General features: G+C 66.5%; 18 protein-coding genes and 1 pseudogene. 6 read left to right on the forward strand and 13 right to left on the reverse strand.

The features are described from left to right. Positions 1-178: 178 nt before the first annotated feature. Positions 179-742 carry an alkyl hydroperoxide reductase subunit C gene (gene ahpC / locus ACTRWB_RS11215; protein WP_006488685.1) on the forward strand — a complete coding sequence of 188 codons (564 nt, stop codon included), beginning with the start codon at positions 179-181 and terminating at the stop codon, positions 740-742. A gap of 128 nt (positions 743-870) precedes the next feature. Then, positions 871-2,469 (forward strand): alkyl hydroperoxide reductase subunit F, encoded by a 1,599-nt coding sequence (gene ahpF, locus ACTRWB_RS11220; RefSeq protein WP_446901923.1) that lies wholly within the window; start codon positions 871-873, stop codon positions 2,467-2,469. Positions 2,470-2,580: 111 nt separating this feature from the next. Here the strand turns inward: ahpF and ACTRWB_RS11225 are convergent, their stop codons facing one another. Next, the gene (locus ACTRWB_RS11225; RefSeq protein ID WP_446901924.1) at positions 2,581-3,495 is read right to left on the reverse strand and encodes a LysR family transcriptional regulator; all 915 of its coding nucleotides are present in this window, start codon (positions 3,493-3,495) and stop codon (positions 2,581-2,583) included. Between ACTRWB_RS11225 and ACTRWB_RS11230 the strand changes: the two genes are divergently transcribed. Further along, positions 3,495-5,102 carry a YfcC family protein gene (locus tag ACTRWB_RS11230; RefSeq protein ID WP_446901925.1) on the forward strand — a complete coding sequence of 536 codons (1,608 nt, stop codon included), beginning with the start codon at positions 3,495-3,497 and terminating at the stop codon, positions 5,100-5,102. The genes ACTRWB_RS11225 and ACTRWB_RS11230 overlap by 1 nt on opposite strands. A gap of 26 nt (positions 5,103-5,128) precedes the next feature. Beyond that, positions 5,129-6,319, forward strand: coding sequence for a M20 aminoacylase family protein (locus ACTRWB_RS11235; protein ID WP_446901926.1), 1,191 nt, complete (start codon positions 5,129-5,131; stop codon positions 6,317-6,319). Here the strand turns inward: ACTRWB_RS11235 and ACTRWB_RS11240 are convergent. Continuing rightward, a complete protein-coding gene (locus ACTRWB_RS11240) occupies positions 6,301-6,474 on the reverse strand; it encodes a hypothetical protein (RefSeq protein ID WP_446901927.1) in 174 nt (57 codons plus the stop codon). The genes ACTRWB_RS11235 and ACTRWB_RS11240 overlap by 19 nt on opposite strands. Between ACTRWB_RS11240 and ACTRWB_RS11245 the strand changes: the two genes are divergently transcribed. After that, positions 6,473-7,702, forward strand: a complete 1,230-nt coding sequence (locus tag ACTRWB_RS11245; protein ID WP_446901928.1) for a lipase family protein — start codon at positions 6,473-6,475, stop codon at positions 7,700-7,702. The genes ACTRWB_RS11240 and ACTRWB_RS11245 overlap by 2 nt on opposite strands. Before the next feature lie 10 nt (positions 7,703-7,712). Here the strand turns inward: ACTRWB_RS11245 and ACTRWB_RS11250 are convergent. The 10 genes and pseudogenes from ACTRWB_RS11250 to ACTRWB_RS11295 form a co-directional block, all read right to left on the reverse strand. After that, positions 7,713-8,108: pseudogene (locus tag ACTRWB_RS11250) on the reverse strand (PIN domain-containing protein). Then, complete coding sequence (locus tag ACTRWB_RS11255; RefSeq protein ID WP_446901929.1) at positions 8,105-8,350, reverse strand: AbrB/MazE/SpoVT family DNA-binding domain-containing protein; 246 nt, start codon at positions 8,348-8,350, stop codon at positions 8,105-8,107. The pseudogene ACTRWB_RS11250 and the gene ACTRWB_RS11255 overlap by 4 nt, the downstream one beginning before the upstream one ends. A gap of 172 nt (positions 8,351-8,522) precedes the next feature. Further along, a complete protein-coding gene (locus tag ACTRWB_RS11260; RefSeq protein WP_446901930.1) occupies positions 8,523-9,257 on the reverse strand; it encodes an extensin in 735 nt (244 codons plus the stop codon). A 151-nt stretch (positions 9,258-9,408) separates the two neighbouring features. Continuing rightward, the gene (locus ACTRWB_RS11265) at positions 9,409-9,963 is read right to left on the reverse strand and encodes a carboxymuconolactone decarboxylase family protein (protein WP_446901931.1); all 555 of its coding nucleotides are present in this window, start codon (positions 9,961-9,963) and stop codon (positions 9,409-9,411) included. Positions 9,964-9,999: 36 nt separating this feature from the next. After that, a complete protein-coding gene (locus tag ACTRWB_RS11270; RefSeq protein WP_446901932.1) occupies positions 10,000-11,334 on the reverse strand; it encodes an aspartate aminotransferase family protein in 1,335 nt (444 codons plus the stop codon). Positions 11,335-11,349: 15 nt separating this feature from the next. Then, complete coding sequence (locus ACTRWB_RS11275) at positions 11,350-12,399, reverse strand: C45 family autoproteolytic acyltransferase/hydolase (protein WP_446901933.1); 1,050 nt, start codon at positions 12,397-12,399, stop codon at positions 11,350-11,352. A gap of 20 nt (positions 12,400-12,419) precedes the next feature. Further along, a complete protein-coding gene (glnQ, locus tag ACTRWB_RS11280; protein ID WP_048246371.1) occupies positions 12,420-13,148 on the reverse strand; it encodes a glutamine ABC transporter ATP-binding protein GlnQ in 729 nt (242 codons plus the stop codon). Continuing rightward, positions 13,145-13,801 carry a glutamine ABC transporter permease GlnP gene (gene glnP / locus ACTRWB_RS11285; RefSeq protein WP_193100816.1) on the reverse strand — a complete coding sequence of 219 codons (657 nt, stop codon included), beginning with the start codon at positions 13,799-13,801 and terminating at the stop codon, positions 13,145-13,147. Before glnP ends, glnQ begins: the two co-directional genes overlap by 4 nt. Positions 13,802-13,867: 66 nt before the next feature. Continuing rightward, positions 13,868-14,620 carry a glutamine ABC transporter substrate-binding protein GlnH gene (gene glnH / locus ACTRWB_RS11290; protein WP_446901934.1) on the reverse strand — a complete coding sequence of 251 codons (753 nt, stop codon included), beginning with the start codon at positions 14,618-14,620 and terminating at the stop codon, positions 13,868-13,870. Positions 14,621-15,130: 510 nt separating this feature from the next. Then, a complete protein-coding gene (locus tag ACTRWB_RS11295; protein ID WP_446901935.1) occupies positions 15,131-18,670 on the reverse strand; it encodes an ABC transporter ATP-binding protein/permease in 3,540 nt (1,179 codons plus the stop codon). A 120-nt stretch (positions 18,671-18,790) separates the two neighbouring features. Between ACTRWB_RS11295 and ACTRWB_RS11300 the strand changes: the two genes are divergently transcribed. Then, positions 18,791-19,738, forward strand: coding sequence for a LysR family transcriptional regulator (locus tag ACTRWB_RS11300; protein ID WP_193100818.1), 948 nt, complete (start codon positions 18,791-18,793; stop codon positions 19,736-19,738). Between the two features lie 53 nt (positions 19,739-19,791). Here ACTRWB_RS11300 and ACTRWB_RS11305 read toward each other — a convergent pair whose 3' ends face one another. Then, positions 19,792-20,163 carry an MAPEG family protein gene (locus ACTRWB_RS11305; RefSeq protein ID WP_048246366.1) on the reverse strand — a complete coding sequence of 124 codons (372 nt, stop codon included), beginning with the start codon at positions 20,161-20,163 and terminating at the stop codon, positions 19,792-19,794. Positions 20,164-20,242 lie beyond the last annotated feature (79 nt).

The raw sequence follows: 20,242 nt of genomic DNA on the forward strand, positions 1-20,242 counted from the left end.
TCGCCTCCCGGCCCGCATACGCGCAACATCTCAAACGTCGTCCGCCCCGCCCAATCAAGGGCCGGAAGCAGATAGAAATTCCCGATGCCCCGGATTGAAACAAGCAATTTCACAAGATCAGGGTGAACCCGGATACTGGCAACACTCCACTCACCACTGAAGCAAAGGAATTCACCAGATGCCGATCATCAACACCCAAATCAAGCCGTTCAAGGCAACCGCATACCACAACGGCGATTTCGTGCCCGTGTCGGAAGAGAACTTCAAGGGCAAGTGGTCCGTCGTCGTGTTCTACCCGGCCGACTTCACGTTCGTCTGCCCGACCGAGCTGGGCGACCTCGCCGACCGTTACGCGGAATTCCAGAAGCTGGGTGTCGAAATCTACGGCGTGTCGACCGACACGCACTTCACGCACAAGGCATGGCACGACACGTCGGACACGATCGGCAAGATCAAGTACCCGATGATCGGCGACCCGACGCTCACGCTGTCGCGCAACTTCGACGTGCTGATCGAGGAAGAAGGGATGGCGCTGCGCGGCACGTTCGTGATCAACCCGGAAGGCGAGATCAAGCTGTGCGAAATCCACGACAACGGCATCGGCCGTGACGCGGGCGAACTGCTGCGCAAGGTGCAGGCTGCGCAATACATCGCGGCGCACCCGGGTGAAGTGTGCCCGGCCAAGTGGACGCCGGGCGCGGAAACGCTGACCCCGTCGCTCGACCTGATCGGCAAGATCTGACGATCGCTCCGCGCGCCTCGCACGAGGCGCGCGAGACACACGTATACGGGCCGCCGCATCGCGCGGCCCGCGCCCTCCTCCGGCACGACGTGCCCGACCATAATCATTAATACGGAATCCGAAACGCCATGCTCGACGCCAATCTCAAGAATCAACTGAAAGCGTACCTCGAAAAAATCACGCGCCCGATCGAACTCGTCGCCTCGCTCGACGACAGCGCGAAATCGCAGGAACTGCTGGCGCTGCTGAACGAGATTGCGTCGCTGACGGATCGCGTGACCGTAACCGAACGCCGCGACGACGCCGAGCGCAAGCCGTCGTTCTCGATCGGCGAGCCCGGCAAGCCGGCCGGCATCCGCTTCGCCGGCATCCCGATGGGCCATGAATTCACGTCGCTCGTGCTCGCGCTGCTGCAGACGGGCGGCCATCCGATCAAGCTCGACGACGACGTGATCGAACAGATCCGCGCGCTCGACGGCGACTACGCGTTCGAAACGTATTTCTCGCTGTCGTGCCAGAACTGCCCGGAAGTCGTGCAGGCGCTGAACGTGATGTCGCTGATCAACCCGCGCATCCGTCACGTCGCGATCGACGGCGCGCTGTTCCAGAATGAAGTCGAGTCGCGCCAGATCATGGCCGTGCCGACGATGTTCCTGAACGGCGCATCGTTCGGCCAGGGCCGCAGCAGCGTGAAGGAAATCCTCGCGAAGCTCGATACGGGTGCGAGCGCCCGTGCCGCGAAGTCGCTCGAAAGCAAGCCGGTGTTCGACACGCTGATCGTCGGCGGCGGCCCGGCAGGCGCGGCCGCGGCGATCTACTCGGCACGCAAGGGCATCGCGACGGGCGTCGTCGCCGAGCGTTTCGGCGGCCAGGTGCTCGACACGATGGCGATCGAGAACTTCGTGTCGGTGCAGGAAACCGAAGGGCCGAAGTTCGCGACGGCGCTCGAACAGCACGTGAAGCAATACGACGTCGACATCATGGACGTGCAGCGCGCCGACGCGCTGATCCCGGGCGACGTGCACCAGATCCGCCTCGCGAACGGCGCGGTGCTGAAGGCAAAGACGATCATCCTCGCGACCGGCGCGCGCTGGCGCGAAATCAACGTGCCGGGCGAGCGCGAATACCGCAATCGCGGTGTCGCGTACTGCCCGCACTGCGACGGCCCGCTGTTCAAGGGCAAGCGCGTCGCGGTGGTCGGCGGCGGCAACTCGGGCGTCGAAGCCGCGATCGACCTCGCCGGCATCGTGAAGGCAGTCACGCTGATCGAATACGGCGCGCAACTGCGCGCGGACGAAGTGCTGCAGCGCAAGCTGCGCAGCCTGCCGAACGTGACGATCGTCACGCAGGCGCAAACGATCGAGCTGACCGGCGACGGCAGCAAGCTCAACGGGCTCGTCTACAAGGATCTGCGTTCGGGTGAAGCGCAGCGCATCGATCTCGAAGGCGTGTTCGTGCAGATCGGCCTCGTGCCGAACACCGAATGGCTGAAAGGCACGATCGAACTGTCGAAGCACGGCGAGATCGTCGTCGATGCACGCGGCGCGACGTCGGTGCCGGGCGTGTTCGCGGCCGGCGACGTGACGACGGTGCCGTTCAAGCAGATCGTGATCGCGGTCGGCGAAGGCGCGAAGGCATCGCTCGGCGCGTTCGACCACCTGATCCGGCAGGACGTGACGCCGGTTGCAGCCGCTCAGCCGCAGGCCGAAGAAGCGGTCGCCGCTTAACGCGCAACAGTTTGTCTCTCTTGGCCCCGCATGCCTTGGTCGGCGTGCGGGGTCCTTTTTTTGCATCTGCGTCGAGTGGTGGCGGAACGCTGGTCAAAGCCCCCTTCGTCGCTACACGGTCGACATCAACCTGACGATTTCCCGCCGCAGATAATTCGCGGCCGGACCGAGCCGCCGCCCCGCACGCGTGACCACATAACGATCGAACGAGCGTGCGATCGGATGATCGAGCGGCACCGCGACGACCTGCCCGGCCGCGATCCTTTCCTGCGCTGCCCCGCGCGTCATGAACGCGACGGCGAGATTCTGCGCCGCAATCGCGACTGCCGTCGAAAACCGGTCGCAGCGGAATGCAGGCACGACGATGCGCCCGATATCGGCAAGGATCGCATCGACATGGGCCTGCAGCCCGAACTCGGCGGGCATGAAGACCACGCGCTCGTTGGCGAGCGCTTCCATCTTCACGGATTTGCGCGACGCCATCGGATGATCGACCGAAAAGATCGCGCAGATGGGCTCGCTCTGGAACAGGCGCGCGTTCAAGGTCGGATCCGTCGTCGCGCCGATCGATACGCAGATATCGACCTGATCCTCGCGGGTCATCGACAACAGCTGCGGAAGCGAGCCGGTGCGCAACTCCACGGTGATACCCGGATATTTTTCCAGGAAGGGCTTGAGGACCATCGAGACCAGGCTCGCTACCGCCCCTTCGCCGGCGGCGATCGTGACCTGCCCGCGCTTGAGGCCACGATATTCGTCGAGCTGCGCACGAAACCGGCGGGCGTTGCGTTCGCAGTCGCGAAAATAATCGACCGCCATCTGCCCCGCTTCCGTCAACTCCATTTTTCGCCCGCGACGGGTGACCAGCGACAACCTGAGCTCGCGCTCGGCAACGGCAACCTGCCGGCTGATCGTCGACACGTTCACATCCAGACCGACCGCCGCCTGGCGCATTCCGCCGTACGTTGCGATCGCGACCAGGTATTGCAGCGTGCGCTCCGAAAGACTCCGTTCGACCGTATCCAATGGGTGCTCCAGTGTTGCCTTCAATGCAACATTCTTGCAGCGACGGAGGCAACTTTCCAGACGGGATTTCGCCGATACTCCGCCCCGGAGCCGGCCCGGACAAGCAGACAGCCCGCGCCGGACCGAAAACAGGGTGGCTGACCACCCGAGCCCATCTACGGAGGAGCAACATGAACGACGTCAGCCGGTCAGTCGACGGCACGGGGCAACCGCGCCAGCCCGCCCGCGCGCGCGGTGGCAAGGAGCCCATCAGCCCCTATGTGCTGCTGTTCGTCATGCTGGTGGCGGCCGCCATCGCGACCTGGATCGTGCCGTCCGGCGAATTTGCGCGAACGGTCAGCAACGGCGTCAGCTTCGTCATTCCGAACAGCCTGACACCGGTTGCCCGCCACGGCGTGATGCCGGGCCAAATGTTCGTCGCGCTGGCCAAGGGAATGACCACTTCCGCGCCCATCATCTTTCTCATCCTGTTCACCGGCGGCGCACTGGCCGTACTCGAATCGACGGGTGCCGTCCGCAGCGCACTTGCGCTGGTCGCACCGGGCGAGCGCACGGGATCGTACGTTGCCGCTGTCGTCATCTGCTGCATTTTTTCGCTGCTCGGCACACTCGGCGTGGTGACGAATTCGGTCGTCGCGTTCGTCCCGCTCGGACTGCTGCTCGCGGAGTCGATGCAACTGCCGAAAGAAATCGGTGCCGGCATGATCTATCTGGGCACGTATGCCGGCTTCAACACGGGCATCCTCAATCCTGTAACGACCGGACTGTCGCAACGCCTGGCCGGCCTGCCGATGTTTTCCGGCATGACGTTCCGGGTATGCATCTATGTCGCGTTTCTGGCGGCCACCGTTATTTTCCTCGCCGCACGAATCCGTGCCGGTCGAATCAATGACGCAACGGTTCCCGACTCGACGGCCCGTGCGGCCGGCGCTCGGTCGCCGTCGTCCGCGCAACGGTTCGACGCACGGCAACTCGCCGTCGTCGGCATCGTGCTCGTCTGCCTGGCGGTTTTCGTCTACGGTTCGTCGACGCGCAGCTGGGCCGAGATCGAAATGATCGCGATGTTTCTCGTCATGGCGATCGCCGCCGGGATCGTGAGCGGCATGCGCCCGGGTACGATCGCGGACACGTTCCTCCACGGCTGCGGCGGGCTCGTCAAGGGCGCGCTCGTGGTCGGCATGGCACGGGCCATCTCGATCGTGCTCGGCGACGGCAGAATCATGGACCCGATCGTCAACACGCTCGCCGGCATGCTCGCACCGCTGGACTCCACACTGGCCGCGATCTGCATGTTCCTGAGCGCCGCGCTGATCCATGTCGGCATCTCGTCCGGGTCCGGCGAATCGGCGGTGCTCGTGCCGATCTTCGCGCCGCTTGGCGACACGCTGCACCTGACCCGACAGGTCACGGTGCAGGCCGTGCTGCTCGGCGAAGGCTTCATCAACTGCTTCAACCCGACTTCCGGTGTCCTGATGGCTGTCCTCGCAACGTCCGGCATCCCCTACTTCAAGTGGGTGCGTTTCGTCATGCCGTTGCTGGTTGCGTGGTTCGCCATCTGCATCGCCGCCATTGCGACCGGCGTCGCGATGCATTGGGGCCCCTTCTAGTCAGCCGCATTTTTCCTGGACCGCACATGCTATTACCCGACCTCAGTTCCCTCTCCGACCTGCAGCCGCTTGCCGACGACATGCGCAAGCTCCGCTATACGCTGCATTGCTGCCCCGAACTGGCATTCGAGGAGGTGCAGACCGCGGAAATCGTCGCAAGCCGCCTGCAGGAATATGGCTACACGGTCGCGACGGGCATTGCCAGCACCGGCGTGGTCGGTACGCTGCGATTGGGTTCGAGCGAACGTCGTATCGGGATCCGCGCCGACATGGATGCGCTGCCGATCGACGAACGCAATACGTTCGGTCACAAGAGCCTCCACCCGGGACGGATGCATGCGTGCGGCCATGACGGCCATACCGCGATGTTGCTCGGCGCGGCGCGACACCTCGCACAACGCGGGCGATTCGACGGCACCGTGCATCTGATCTTCCAGCCGGCCGAGGAACGCGGCTTCGACAGCGGGGCCAAGCGCATGGTCGAGCAAGGGCTCTTCACGCGGTTTCCGTGCGACGCGGTGTTCGCCATGCACAACCATCCCGGCGCGCCGGCAGGCACGTTCATGTTCCGCAAGGGGCATTTCATGGCCGCGGGCGACCGGGTCTTCGTGAAGGTCATCGGCAAAGGCGGGCACGCCGCCCGCCCGCACCTGGCCAACGACCCGATCGTCGCGGCCGGCAGTATCGTGATGGCCTTGCAGACCATCGTGTCGCGCAACGTCGATCCGACGCAGTCCGCGGTCGTGACGATCGGCAAGATCGCCGGCGGATCGGCGCCGAACGTGATTCCGGGCGAAGTCGAGTTGAGCCTCAGCGTCCGGTCGTTCGATGCGGATGTCCGCAGGATGCTGAAGGAAAGAATCACCGCGCTCGTGCATGCGCAGGCCGACAGTTACGGCCTCCGAGCCGTCGTCGATTATGTGGAAGGCTACCCGGTCGTGACGAACGCCGATGCCGAAACCGAGCTTGCGATCGAAGTCGCAAGAGAGCTGGTTGGCGAGGCCCGCGTGACGGAACAGATGGCGCCGTTGATGGGCAGCGAGGACTTTGCCTACATGTTGCAGGCCTGCCCCGGTACATTCCTGCGGATCGGCAACGGCCCGACCGACGGCGGGAACACGCTGCATAGCGCGACCTACGACTTCAACGACGAAAACCTGGTCGTCGGTTCCGCGTTCTGGGCCAGGCTGGTGGAACGTTATCTGCCCGTCGCCTGAACGATCGATGGCCGCCGTGCTGCATCGCTCGCGCGGCGGCCCGTCGTCAACACGCCGTTGCACGGCCAACCCGATCGGGCGTAGGCTTCGTCGAACCCGCCCGTCAACCAGAGAACACCGATGATGCTCGGCACGCCACTCAGATCGTTCGTCATGCTGGCCCTCGGCGCCGCTGTCGGCACGTGGGCACTTGCCGCCGAACCGCTCCCTGTCGGGCGGGACGCCGGCGTTCCGACCTTCTATGCGTGGACCGACACCGTTCCGGCAACGCCCGGACAATTGCTGCGCGCCGAGCCGCTGACGCCTGAGCAGAGCCTCACCGAAGCCGGCAAGAACATCCGGATCCTCTACACATCGACCGACGGCGTCGACGGCCGCACGCCGATCGTCGTGTCCGGCGCCCTGTTTCTGCCGAAAGGAACGCCGCCGAAAGGCGGCTGGCCGATGATGGCGTGGGCACACGGCACCGTCGGCAGTGCCGGCGTGTGTGCGCCGTCGCTGGCGCGCCGCAGCGAACGCGACACGCGTTATCTGAATGACTGGCTCGCCCGCGGCTACGCGATCGTCGCAACCGACTATCAGGGCCTCGGTGCGCCCGGCGTGCATCCCTACGGACTGACGCGCCCGCTCGCGTACAGCGTGCTCGACAGCATCCGCGCGGTGCAGCACGGCGACTTCGACCTGACGTCCCGCGCCGTCGTGTTCGGGCAATCGCAAGGCGCACGCGCCGCGTTTGCAACGGCCGTCTTCGCGAAGTCGTATGCGCCCGAACTGGCGATCGCCGGCGTGGTGGCAACCGGCACGCCCTATGCGGCCGTTCACGTCCACGCGGCCGATGCCGAGCGCGCACACGCGCACCAGTCGGTCGTCCCGACCTTCGCGTACGACATGCTGCGCATCAGTACCGCGGCGCTGCTCGATCCCGCGTTCGTTCCTGCCGATTACCTGAACGACAAGGCGATGCCGGCGTTCGAACTGAGCCGGCATGCCTGCTTGCATGCACTCGAATCCAGGATCGTCGCGGATGGGCTCACGTACGACAGCAGTTTCAAGCGCTCGCCCAAACCGGCATTCGAGGTGATCCAGCGTGAAGCCGCCTATCCGGCGCTGACGTCGGATATCCCGATCTTCATCGGCACGGGCGGCAAGGATCGCGACGTGTTCGTGCCGGACCAGATCGCACTCGCCACCGACGCCTGCCGGGCCGGCGACCGGATCGAGTGGCATTTTTATCCGGCACTCGACCACTCCGGTACCGTCAACGGCTCGCTGCCCGATTCCACTCGATTCGTCTCACGCGCGTTTGCGGGCGAACGCCTCGATGGAAATTGCGCGGCGTTATCGTCGAAACCTTGGTCGGCGCATCGAGGCGCAGAAGAATAGCGAACTGCCTTCAACTGACGAGTCGCATTCCTGCAACCTTGGCCGCTTTCGCGTCAAACGTCATCGTGTATTGGCATTGCGCCTCATGGCACGTCCGCTCGATCAGACAATCAGAAAAATCCGCGGACGAACCGGAATACACGCGCAATGCCTTCCAGACCGTTTCCGCGGCTTCGACGACCAATTCCTTGGTCCGCAATAGCGCCTCGATCACCTGCGCGATCTCGTCGCGGTCCGAACCGTAGGCCCGCGCAAGCACCCAAACAACCTCGACCAACGCAACCTGCGTGATATAGCCGGGGTGCTCGGCAGTCAGTGATTCGACCAGCCGGGTCGCTGTCTTCGTCTACGCCTGGTCATCCTGCACGAGATAGCTCACCAGCACATTCGTGTCGAGCCAGATCATCGCGCAGACGCTCCCCGCTCCGCGATCGCGGCATTCATGTCCTCGATCGACACGGTTTTTGCCGGCTTGCGAATGACGCCTTTGAGAGCGGTAATCGAACCCGTGGCAGGAACGAGTTCGTACCGCCCGGTTTTTTCGTTGAGAATGAATGCGATTCGATCCCCGGTCGCAAGACCCAGGCGGGTTCTCACGTCCACGGGTATGGTGACCCGCCCCTTCGATGTCACGGTTGCCGATGCCATAGCGCCTCCGACCCAGATTTCCTTACGTTAAAGTAAGGAATTGGAGACCGCAAGAATGTATGCCGCCGCGGAACAGGTCGAACCACTCGCGACTGCCGGGCAATGAACACGTCAGCCAAATGCCCGATACCCGATCATCTTCACAAAAAAATTCACGCTCGAATCGCGCAGCTTACTTGGTCGTAGTCGAATCGCCATTCGCCGAGGGCGACGCCTTGAAACTGCTCGACTGCCGAACCAGTTGCTCGGTCATCGCGGCAGCAACCGGATTCGCGCCCGACGACGAGCCGCCCTGCCGAGTCGACCCGCTGCTTGCCGACATCGACGACATCGGCGGCGGCGGCAACGACGGATCGAGCTTCGCTGATTGCCTGACGAGCGCGGCGGTCTCCGGCGTTTCGGATTTCGTTGCGGCAGGCGCTGCGGCCGCGTGACGTTCGAGGCCATCGCGCTTGCGCGGTGCGCGTTGCGTGACCTGCGACGGCGCGGTCGACTGTGCGGGTTGTGCGGCTGGCGGGGTCGAATCCTGCGCATCGACCGTCACGACGTTGACCTTCGGCGGCGGTGCTTTCTCGCTGACGACCGGAACGGCGGGGACAGATGCAGGTGCGGCGCTCACGCGCGCGGTTGCGGGTGCAGCCGGCGCAGGCGCCGGTGCGGGTGAAGGCGGCGGGACAGCCGCCTGTTTCGGCGCCGTATCGGCGGCAGCCGGTGCCGGCGGCGCGATGGCGCCCTGCACCGCGTGATCGTTGTTCGCGGGCGCCGTGGCAACCGGCGCGGCGGAATCGCCGATGCCTGAGTCCTCGATCGCACGGTGGTCCGCGCGCAGCAGCATCACGTAGGCGGAGCCGGCCGCGGCTACCAGGAGCCCACCGGCAATCATCAAGGTCTTGCGGGTACTCGTCATGCTTGTTCACCGATCATTGCGACGTGAACAAGCCATCATACGCGGCCATCGGCCGTTGATCCCGCATGAATACATTTGGTTGCATTGATGCCGGCGGCGCGATCGTCAGACGTATCGCGCTCGCCGTTCCGGCACGATCAATGCACGGCGCTTACTCCGGAAACGGCAGATCGGTCTGCCCGTCCGCGCGCATGCCAAACGTGTTCAGCGTCATCGCGACGAGCGCGTAGTAGCCGAGCAGCGCAACGAGATTCACGACGGTTTCGTGGCCGAAGCGCGCCTCCGCGCGCGCGAACGTCGCGTCGCTGACGCGCCGCGTGTCGTACAGCTCGCTCGCGAATGCATGGATCAGCGCATCATCGTCCGACTCGAACGCAGGTTCGACGCCGCGCCGGATCGCATCGGCCGTCGCAGCCGGCACACCCGCGTCGAGCGCAATCGGATGGTGGATGTGCCACTCGGCCTGCGAGCGCCAGCGCGCGGCCGTCACGAGAATCGCGAGTTCCGACAGCCGCAGCGGCAGACCCGTGCGATAACGGCAGAACGCACCGAGCTTCTGCGCGTGCTGCGCCAGCTCGGGGCTCGCGATCCAGCCGAGAAACGGCCCGTTCAGGTTGCCGCGCGGGCCGCTGAGAATGTCGGCCAGCACGGCCTTCTGTGCGTCGGTGGCCGACGCGGGATCGAAAGGGGGCAGTCTGTTCGTCATGTCGATGATCCGGTGAAGTTCAGTGTATCGACGCCATCACGCGCCGGCCGACGCGAGTGCCGCACCGATCGCGCCGGACAGCCGCTCGACGATCGTATCGATCTGCTGCGCAGTGCAGATGAACGGCGGCGCGATCAGGATGTGGTCGCCGTTCACGCCGTCGATCGTCCCGCCCATCGGATACACCATCAACCCGCGCTGCATCGCTTCGCGCTTGACCGCCGCGTGCAGTTTCAATGTGGGGTCGAACGTCGCCTTGGTGTCGCGATCGCGCACGAGTTCGACGCCGACGAACAGCCCGCGGCCGCGCACGTCGCCGATATGCGGATGCGCGCCGTAGTGTTCGCGCAGCGATGCGCGCAGCTGTTCGCCGCGCGCCTTCACGTTGTCGAGCAGCTTCTCTTCGGCGATCACGCGCTGCACTTCGAGCGCGGCCGCGCACGCGGTCGCGTGCCCGAGGTAGGTGTGACCGTGCTGGAAGAAGCCGGAGCCGTCGACGATCGTCCGGTAGATGCGGTCGCTGACGAGCGTCGCGCCGATCGGCTGGTAACCCGCGCCGAGCCCCTTCGCGATCGTCAGCAGGTCGGGCGCGACGCCGTCTTCATCGCACGCGTACAGGTAGCCCGTGCGCCCCATCCCCGACATGATCTCGTCGAGAATCAGCAGCACGCCGTACTTGTCGCACACCGCGCGAATCTTCTTCAGGTATGTGCGCACCGGCGGCACCGCGCCGACCGTTGCGCCCACCACCGTTTCCGCGACGAACGCCGCCACGTTGTCCGCGCCGAGCTCGACGATCTTCTGCTCGAGTTCATCCGCCAGACGCTGCGCATACGCTTCGTCGGTTTCCCCCGCCAGCTGGTCGCGGTACGCATAACACGGGCTCACGTGATGCGCTTCGATCAGCAGCGGCAGGAACGGCTCGCGTCGCCACGCGTTGCCACCGATCGCGAGCGCGCCGAGCGTGTTGCCGTGATAGCTCTGGCGCCGCGCGATGAAATGGCGGCGCTGCGGCTCGCCCTTCTCGACGAAATACTGGCGCGCAAGCTTCAGCGCGGCCTCGACCGCCTCGGAGCCGCCCGACACGAAATACACGTGTTCGAGGCCGGCCGGCGCGGCATCGACGAGACGGTCGGCCAGTTCCTCGGCCACGTCGGTCGTGAAGAACGACGTATGCGCGTACGCCAGTTGCTGCGCCTGGCGCTTGATCGCATCGATCACGCGCTGGTTGCTGTGGCCGAGACACGAGACGGCCGCGCCGCCGCATGCGTCGATATAACGTTTGCCGGTCGAGTCGATGATCTCGATGCCGTCGCCTGCGACGGCGACGGGCAAGGTGGCGCGCGGGGCGCGATGAAAAACGGTCGTCATGCGTTGCCTCATGGATCAGGACGCGCCGTGTGCGCGTCCGGACGGCACGATGCGCGTCGCAAAGCGCTGCGTGCCGTGTTGATGAATGCTGAAATCGATCGCCGCCGCGCCGATCGCGAACACCGCGGTCGCCAGCGTGTTCTCGTCGTCGGGGTCGGCCGGGTCGTCGCGATAGATCGGCAGCCCTTCCGGCGCGCGATCGCCGAGCACGCGCAGCAGCGCGGCTTCGTCGAACGCGTCGATGCCCGGTGTCAGCGCGTCGACACGCCGCTGGCGGTCGGCCGACGATTGCGTGACGATCTGCGCTTCCGCGTCGCAACCGGGGTGCACGAGATGGTTCGCATGGCCGGCAAGCCGCGCCACGTCGACCACCGAGCAGCGCGCGGCGCTCGCTTCGATACTGAGCAGCCGCGCATCGCCGGTCGCGCCGAGCGTATGGTGGAAGCCGCTCGCGCGTGCATGCGTGCGCAGCACGTCGGCTGCGGCGTCGAGCGACGTCGCATCGAGCACGGCGCGCGCGAGGATCATCCGCGGCACGCCCGGCGCGGGCGTCCGGATCCGCAGGTTGTTGATCGCCTGCGCGATGCCCGCGCGGTTCGCGGCAAAGGTATGCCCCGGCAGCGAGCCGGGGTAATAGAAGCTGATGAAGCCCGGTTTGCCCGCAGGCTGCACGTCGACGAGCAGGCAGCGCTCGCGCAGGAACGGATCGCCGTCCTCGTTGTGCGCGATCCAGCGCGTGCCGTTCGCATCGCGCGCGGCCAGCGTCGTGCAGCCGTCCGGCGCGTTGTGGATCAGCTCGCCGCGGCAGTTCCACAAAAAGATGTCCTCGGCCGGCCAGCCGATGCCCGCCGCGATCCCGTCGAGTTCCGCGACGAGATCGGGGTACGCGGCCAGCGCGGCCTGCCGCAGCGCATCGACGAACGGATGGCCGCGCCAGCGGCGCACGGCCTGCCATGCGCCGCTCTGCTGCATGTACGCATCGAACACGGGACGGGCGAGCTCGCCGAGGCGCACGCCGATGTCGAACGGCGCACCGGCGATGACGGGAGAAAGGGAAAGCGGCATGTCAGATGATTCGGTTTCTTTCAGGACACATGTTTCAGGAACTCCTTCAGGCGCGGCGTCGGCGGCCGGTCGATCAAGTCGACCGGATGACCGTCCTCGGCGATACCGCCCTGATCCATGAACAGCAGGCGCGTGCCGACCCGCTTCGCGAAGCCGATCTCGTGCGTGACGACGATCATCGTCATCCCTTCGGTAGCAAGATCCTGCATCACTTTCAGCACTTCGTGGCGCAATTCCGGATCGAGCGCCGACGTCGGCTCGTCGAACAGCATCAGCCGCGGCCGGATCGCGAGCGCACGCGCGATCGCGACGCGCTGCTGCTGGCCGCCCGACAGCTCGGACGGGTAATGATTCGCCCGCGATTCGAGGCCGACCTTGTCGAGCAGCGCCATCGCCTGGTCGCGTGCGTCGGCACGCGACGCGCCGCGCACCTGGGTCGGCCCGAACATCACGTTCTCGAGCGCGGTCATTTGCGGAAACAGGTTGAATTGCTGGAACACCATGCCGGCTTCGAGCCGGATGTTGCGGATCGTCGTCGCGTTGCCGCGCACGCTCTGGCCGTCGACGAGCAACTCACCGCCGGTGATTTTCTCGAGCGCGTTGATACAGCGCAACATCGTCGATTTGCCCGACCCCGACGGGCCGATCACGACGACGACCTCGCCCGCGTCGATCTTCAGGTCGATATGCTTCAGCACCGGCACGTGGCCGAAGCTCTTCGACACGTTCTGGAATTCGATCATGCTCATAGGATGCGCATCCTCTTTTCGACGAGCCGAAGCGTCAGCGTCATCGCGCCGGTAAGAACCAAATAGATCACAGCCACCGCGCTCCAGATCTCGACCGCCTGGAAATTGCCCGCGATGATTTCCTGCCCCTTGCGCGTCAGTTCGCCGACGCCGATCACGATGAACAGCGACGTGTCCTTCAGGCTCACGATGCACTGGTTGCCGAGCGGCGGAATCAGCCGCCGGAACGCCAGCGGCCCGACCACCTTCAGCAGCACGCGCGGCATCGACAAGCCCATCGCGAGCCCCGCCTCCGTCAACCCCTTCGGGATCGACAGCAGCGCGCCGCGCACGACTTCCGCGAGATACGCGCCGGAATTCACCGTGATCGCGATGATCGCGGCCGTCAGGCCATCGATGCGGATGTGCGCGAGCAACGGCAGCGCGAAATACAGGAACATCACCTGCACGACGATCGGCGTGCCGCGGATCAATTCAATGTAGACCTGGACGAGCACGTTCATCGCCTTCGGTCCGTATGCGCGGAACATCCCCGCGACCATCCCGACGATGAAACCGCCCGCCAGCCCGAAAAATGCGATGAACACCGTCAACCGGACCCCGTCCATCAGGTCCGGCAACGCCGCCCAGATCGCCGACCAATCGAAATTCACTTGTCGCTCTCCGTTCGATTCAAGACCGGCGCGGCCGCACGGCCGCGCGCTGTTGCCGCGTCACGCTCACATCTTCGGCGGTTCGGCACCGAACCACTTCTTGTAGATCTGCGCGTAACGGCCGTCGGCCTTGATCTTCACGAGCGACGCGTTGACCTTCGGCACGAGCGGGCTGCCCTTCGGGAAACCCATTCCGTACTTGTCGCCGCTGACCGGCTGGCCCGCGACCTGTACCTTGCCCTTGCCTTCGTTGTTCACGAAGAACAGCACGTTCGGCGTGTCGTGCATCGCCGCGTCGACCCGGCCGGCTTCCAGCGCGAGGTACGCCTGGTCGATGTTCGGGAACTGGCGGATCTCCTTCGGCTTCAGGTGCGCCTTGATCCAGTCGATCGTCGCCGTGCCCGTCTTCGCGGCGATCACCTTGCCGTTCAGGTCGTCGATCGACTTGATCGACGTGTTGCCGACCTGCACCATCGCCGCGAGGCCGCTGTCGTAGTACGGCGCGGAGAAGTCGATCGCCTTCTTCCGCTCCTCCTTGATCGTCATCCCCGACAGCGCGACGTCGATGTTCTGCGTCTGCAGCGCCGGGATCAGGCCCGCGAAATCCATCGGCTGGATCGTGTATTTCCAGCCCTGGTCCTTCGCGACCTCGGCCCACAGGTCGAGATCGAAGCCGACGTACTTGTCGCCTTGCTTGAACTCGAACGGCATGAACGACGTATCGGTCCCGACGACGAGCGTCTTGGTGTCCGCGTGCGCGATGCTTGCGCCGAGCGCGGCAGCAACCGCGACGGCTTTCAGGAAGGAACGGCGACTCATGGTTTCTCTCCGCATGATTGAGCGATGTGACCGGCCAGCCGGCCGGCGGTAACGACGACATCAAGCCGCACCGCAACATGCGATGTCGAATTAAACATTAGTGAAACAAGTGTTGTCAATAGCGATACTACGACAACAAAAAAGTGCGCAACGGGGAAATGCATCGAGACAAACCCGAGCCGCTCGGGCCGGATCGATCGGAGGAAACGGAGGAATGGGCGGTGAGAAGCGCCGCGCTGGCGGATGGCGGCGCGTGGCGAGAGGATGGTGGTGCCGGGTGCGGGCCGGCAGGTTGGCCATCCCGGGCGACAAGCGCGACGGGATGACGACCGTTCAACCGCGAACGCATTCGCGTTGGACGGTCCGCTCGTTCATGCGGAACGTCGGCGATCCGCCTCGGACTGGCCGAGGCTGCCGTGCACGCGAAACCGGCAAGCGCCGGCGCGGCTCAACGAACGGGACGGGATTCCCGCGAAAACACCGGCCGGCGACGCGCCGATCCGGCTTCCGTCACGCCGTCACCCCGCTCGCCTGATGCGACACGAGCCGCGCATACGCGCCCTGCCGCGCCAGCAGTTCCGCATGACGCCCGGCCTCGATGACGCTGCCCTGCTCAATCACGAGGATCAGGTCGGCATTACGCACGGTCGACAACCGGTGCGCGATGATGATCGACGTGCGTTGCGTCATCAGGTCTTCCAGCGCCGCGCGGATCTGCTGCTCGCTGATCGTGTCGAGGTGGGACGTCGCCTCGTCGAGGATCAGCACGGGCGCATCCTTCAGGAACGCACGCGCGATCGCAACACGCTGGCGCTGGCCGCCCGACAGCTGCACGCCGCGCTCGCCGACGCGCGTCGCAAGCCCGTCCGGCAGCCGCGCGACGAATTCGCCGAGCGCCGCCTGGTCGATCGCACGCTGCACGTCCGCGTCGGATGCATCGTTCGCGGCGAGCCGGATGTTCGCTTCGAGCGTGTCGTTGAGCAGGTAGGTATCCTGCGCGACCAGCGCGATGTGCTGCCGCAGGTCGTCGAGCCGCAGGTCGCGCAGGTCGACGCCGCCGAGCGTCACGCGGCCCTGCTGCGGATCCCAGAAGCGCAGCAGCAGGCTCGCGACCGTCGACTTGCCGGCGCCCGACGCGCCGACCAGCGCGACCGTGCTGCCGGGCGGCACCTCGAAACTCACGCGGTCGATCGCGGGCACGCTGCGGCCCGGATACGTGAAACGCGCGTTCTCGAAACGCACCGCCGGATTGCCGGGCATCGCCTGCGCGCCGTCCGTCACGGTCACGGGTTCCTTCTCCAGCGCGCGCAAGCGGCGCGTCGACGCGATCGTGTCGGCCAACTGGCGCGCGACCTGGCCGATCTCCGCAACCGGCATGAACGCGGCGACGGCAACCAGCACCAGCAGCGGCAACGACTCGCGCGGAAACCAGCCGCGCGCGCACAGCAGCGCGCCGAGTGCCGCCACCGCCAGCCCGCCGAGCCCGCTCGCGATTTCCAGCGCGGCGCTTTGCGCCGACAGGTCGTCGAGCAGCTTCGCGCGCTGCTTGCGATACGCATCGGCCTCCGCGACGAACGCTTCGCGCCGGCGCGCGATCGCCTGGAACGCGGTCAGTTCCGCGAGCCCCTGGATCGTTTCGGTCAGGTGTGCGCCCAGCTGGCCGAGCGCTTCGCGCGCGCCGGTGCCGAGCCGGTCGACATCGCGCCGGGCCAGCACGGGCGCCAGCCCGGCCCACAGCAGGAACGGCAGCAGCACGAGCGCGAGCGGCCACGCGACCGCCGCCAGCAGCACCAGCACGGCGGCCGGCACGAGCACCGCGACGAACGCGGGTGCCAGCGTGTGCGCGTAGAAATACTCGACCGTCTCCACGTCCTGCGTCGCGAGCGACACGAGATCGCCGGAGCGGCGGCGCAGCAGCCCGGCCGGCGCGAGGCGTTCGAGCGTCGCGAACAGCGCGATGCGCATTTCCGCGAGCAGCCGGTACGCCATGTCGTGCGCGAGCCACGATTCGAGCCAGTGCAGCAGGGCCGCCACCGGCGCGATGACGAGCAGCGCCGCGACGAGCGTGGGGCTCGCATGCCCGGCCGACACCGCGCCGACCACCATCGCGCCGATCACGCCGACGCCGATGAACGCAAGCACGCGTCCGATCCCGAACAGCACGGTCAGTGCGACCTTGCCCTTCCACGGACGCACGAAGCGCAGCAGCGTCTGCAAGGTTTCCGGCCAGCCGATCGTCGCCGCGTCGTCGTTCAGCGGCCGCACCTGCGGGCCCGACGACGCGCGCGCGGTGGCGCCGGCCGTCGTCGCCGCGCCGACGGATTCGGCGACCGCTTCCAGTTGCGGCCCCATCAGCCGCCGATACGGGCCGTCGCGCGCGATCAGCGCCGCGTGCGTGCCCTCGTCGACCACCTGCCCCTGGTCGAGCACCAGGATACGATCGGCGCCGATCACGCTGGACAGCCGGTGCGCGAGCACGAGCGTCGTCCGCCCGCGCGTGAGCCGGTCGAGCGCCTGCTGGATCAGCGCTTCGTTTTCCGCGTCGACCGACGACAGCGCCTCGTCGAGCAGCAGGATCGGCGCATCGCGCAGCAGCGCGCGGGCAATCGCGATGCGCTGGCGCTGACCACCCGACAGCATCAGCCCGCGTTCGCCGATGCGCGTCGCGTAACCATCGGGCAGCGCCGAGATGAAATCGTGTGCGTTGGCGGCGCGCGCGGCCGCGATCATGTCCGCGTCGCTCGCGTCGGGGCGGCCGAGCCGCAGGTTGTCGGCAACGCTGCCGTCGAACAGCGTCGCATCCTGCGCGACGACCGCGATCATCTCGCGCACCTGGCCGGCGTCGAGCGCGCGCACGTCGTGACCGCCGATGCGGATCGCGCCGCCCTGCGCGTCGTGCTGGCGCAGCAGCAGGCGCACGATGGTCGACTTGCCCGCACCGCTCGGGCCGACGATCGCCACCGTCTCGCCTTCGCGAACCGAGAAGCTCAGCGCCGCGTGCGCATCCGCGCGGCGCCCCGGATACGCGAAGCTGACGCTGTCGAATGCGATCTCCGGCCGCAGGCCCGTCACGCGCGGCGCGTCGGCGGCCGGCGCGTGGCTGCCCGCGTCGAGCAGCGCGTGGATCGCATTCGCCGCCGACTGGCCGATCATCCCCTGATGCAACACCGAGCGCAGGTCGCGCAGCGGCCGGAAGATTTCACTGCCGGCCATCAGCACGATCAGCAGCGCCTCGAGGCTCATGTCGCCGTGCCGCACGCGCCACGCGCCGACCGCGATCGCCGCGGCCGCGCCGAGGCCGGTGCCGAGATCGGTGAAGAGCCGCGTCAGCAGCCCCAGCGCGAGCACCCAGAACGTGCTGTCGGACAGCGCGCGCGCTTTCTCCGCCAGCTTCGCGCCGAACGCGGTGCTCTGCCCGAACGCCTTCAGCGTCGGCAGGCCCTGCACCGCATCGAGAAACTCCTCGCCGAATGCCTTGAATGCGGCCGAGCGCGCAAGCGCCGCGCGCCGGTCGGCGCGATGCACGAGCTGCGGCAGCGCGAGCGTGACGAGTGCCGCGACCAGCAGGATCGCGGCTGTCGGCACGTCCCACCATGCGAGCACCGCGAAGATCATGACCGGCGCGCACGCGGCGATCACGAGCTGCGGCAGGTAGACGCCGAAGAAGGTCTGCAACTGCTCGACGCCGTCGACGACGGCCAGCATCACGCCGCCCGTGCGTTCGCCGCTGAACCATGCGGGGCCGAGCGCGGCGATCCGGTCGAACAGCCGCGCGCGCAGCGTGGTCTGCACACGGCCCGCCGTGTGTTGCGCGAGCACCGTGCGGCGATGGTCGAGCCACGCGCGCAACAGCACGCAGGCCGCCGTTGCAACGACGGCTTCGGCGATGCTGCGTGCCGGCGCGCCGGAAAAGACCAGCGCCAGCACGCGGCCGAGAAACACGAAACGGAGGATGCCGACACCCATCGCGAGCAGCCCGAGCGCGACGGCCGCGGCCACCCGCCAGCGTAGTCCCGCCATCATTGCCCATAGTCGTCGGTCGAAATACATGAAGCCCTCCAGTCGGTGTTTTAGTACGGTTTTTCTTGACCGGATCGAGGCTACCCGCGCCGCCCGTGCGCGGCAAAAGATGATTTTTCAACGGGTGTTGAGTCAACTACAATACCCCGCATGTCGCACCTTCCTCCCCTTAGCGCACTGCGAGCGTTCGAGGCGGCTGTCCGCCTCGGCGGGTTTGCGCGCGCGGCGGCCGAGCTGAACGTATCGACGAGCGCGGTCAGCCACCAGATCCGCGCGCTCGAGGAATCGCTCGGCGCGCGGCTGCTCGAACGCAGCACGGGGCTCGGCGGCATCAGTCTCACGCCGGCCGGCGCACGCCTGCTGCCGGCCGTCAGCGACGCACTGACGCGCCTGACCGACGCCTGCGGCGAGATTCGCGGCACCGCGCAACGCTTGACGGTGTCCGCCAACGCGCCGTTTTCGTCGATGTGGCTTGCGCGCCGTCTCGCGGAATTCTCGTCGCTTCATCCCGACACGCCGCTGCATGCCGTCGTACTCGACGACGAACCGGATTTCGCGCGCAGCGGCGTCGATCTGGCGATCGTGCACGTGCCCGCGCACCGGCTGCGCGCCGACGACGACGTGCTGATGCGGGAGACGGTGTTTCCGGTATGCAGCCCCGAGCTGTATCCGTACGCGTCGGGGCACGTGTGCGTGTCGCGGCTGCTGCAGGAGATGCATGAGGACAGCCCCGAGATCGACTGGCGCAACTGGGCCTCGGAATTCGGGCTGCCGGACGACTTCGAGACGAAGATCGTCCGCTATAGCAGTTTCAGCCAGGTGATCGGCGCGGCGGTCGGCGGTGCGGGCATCGCGCTCGGCCGCGTGCCGCTCATCGAGCCCGAACTGCGCAGCGGCCGTCTGGTGCCGCTGATTCAGGGCCTCGAACGCGATGCGTCATGGCGATTCGTGCTGCGCCGCCATCCTTCGACGCGGCACCGGCTGCTCGATCCGTTGATCGCGTTCCTGCGCCGCGAGGCGGATGCGCCGCCGTTCACCGCGAAGATCGTTGCGCCCGCATCCAACGACAGTCACGCGCGGGGCGCGGGCGGTGCTTAAGGGCGCAGCTTAGGGCCGGCACGCAAAGCCGGCCTCGCCTGCTCACCGGCCCGTTACGGCGTGGCGAAGAACAGCGCAACGACGCACGCCATCCCGGCGAACCACACGAGCGAACGCAGCGACGCCCAGTTCAGCAGGTACATCAGCGTATAAACGACGCGGATCGCGACGAAACCCATCGCGAGCTGGTCGACGTGGTGCGCGTTCGCGCCGTTGTGCCACGCGACGACCAGCGCGGCCGTGAACAGCGCGAGCGCTTCCCACGCGTTCTGGTGCGCGGCCTGCGCCCGTGCGCGCCAGCCTTCGAGTTTCGCCAGGTAGTCGCGCGGCGTACGGTTGTCGTAACCCTTGCGGGCCTTCGCCAGGAACGTCAGCGGGAACGGCAACAGCGCCACGATGAACAGGCACAGCTGGGACGTCGTCATCAAAGTCTCCTCCTTTATGATTACATTGCTCAATGACAAGATCGTCGAGAGCTTAGCATTGCGCCGCGCCGTTCGCGCA

The sequence above is a fragment of the Burkholderia sp. YIM B11467 genome (genome assembly GCF_052952715.1).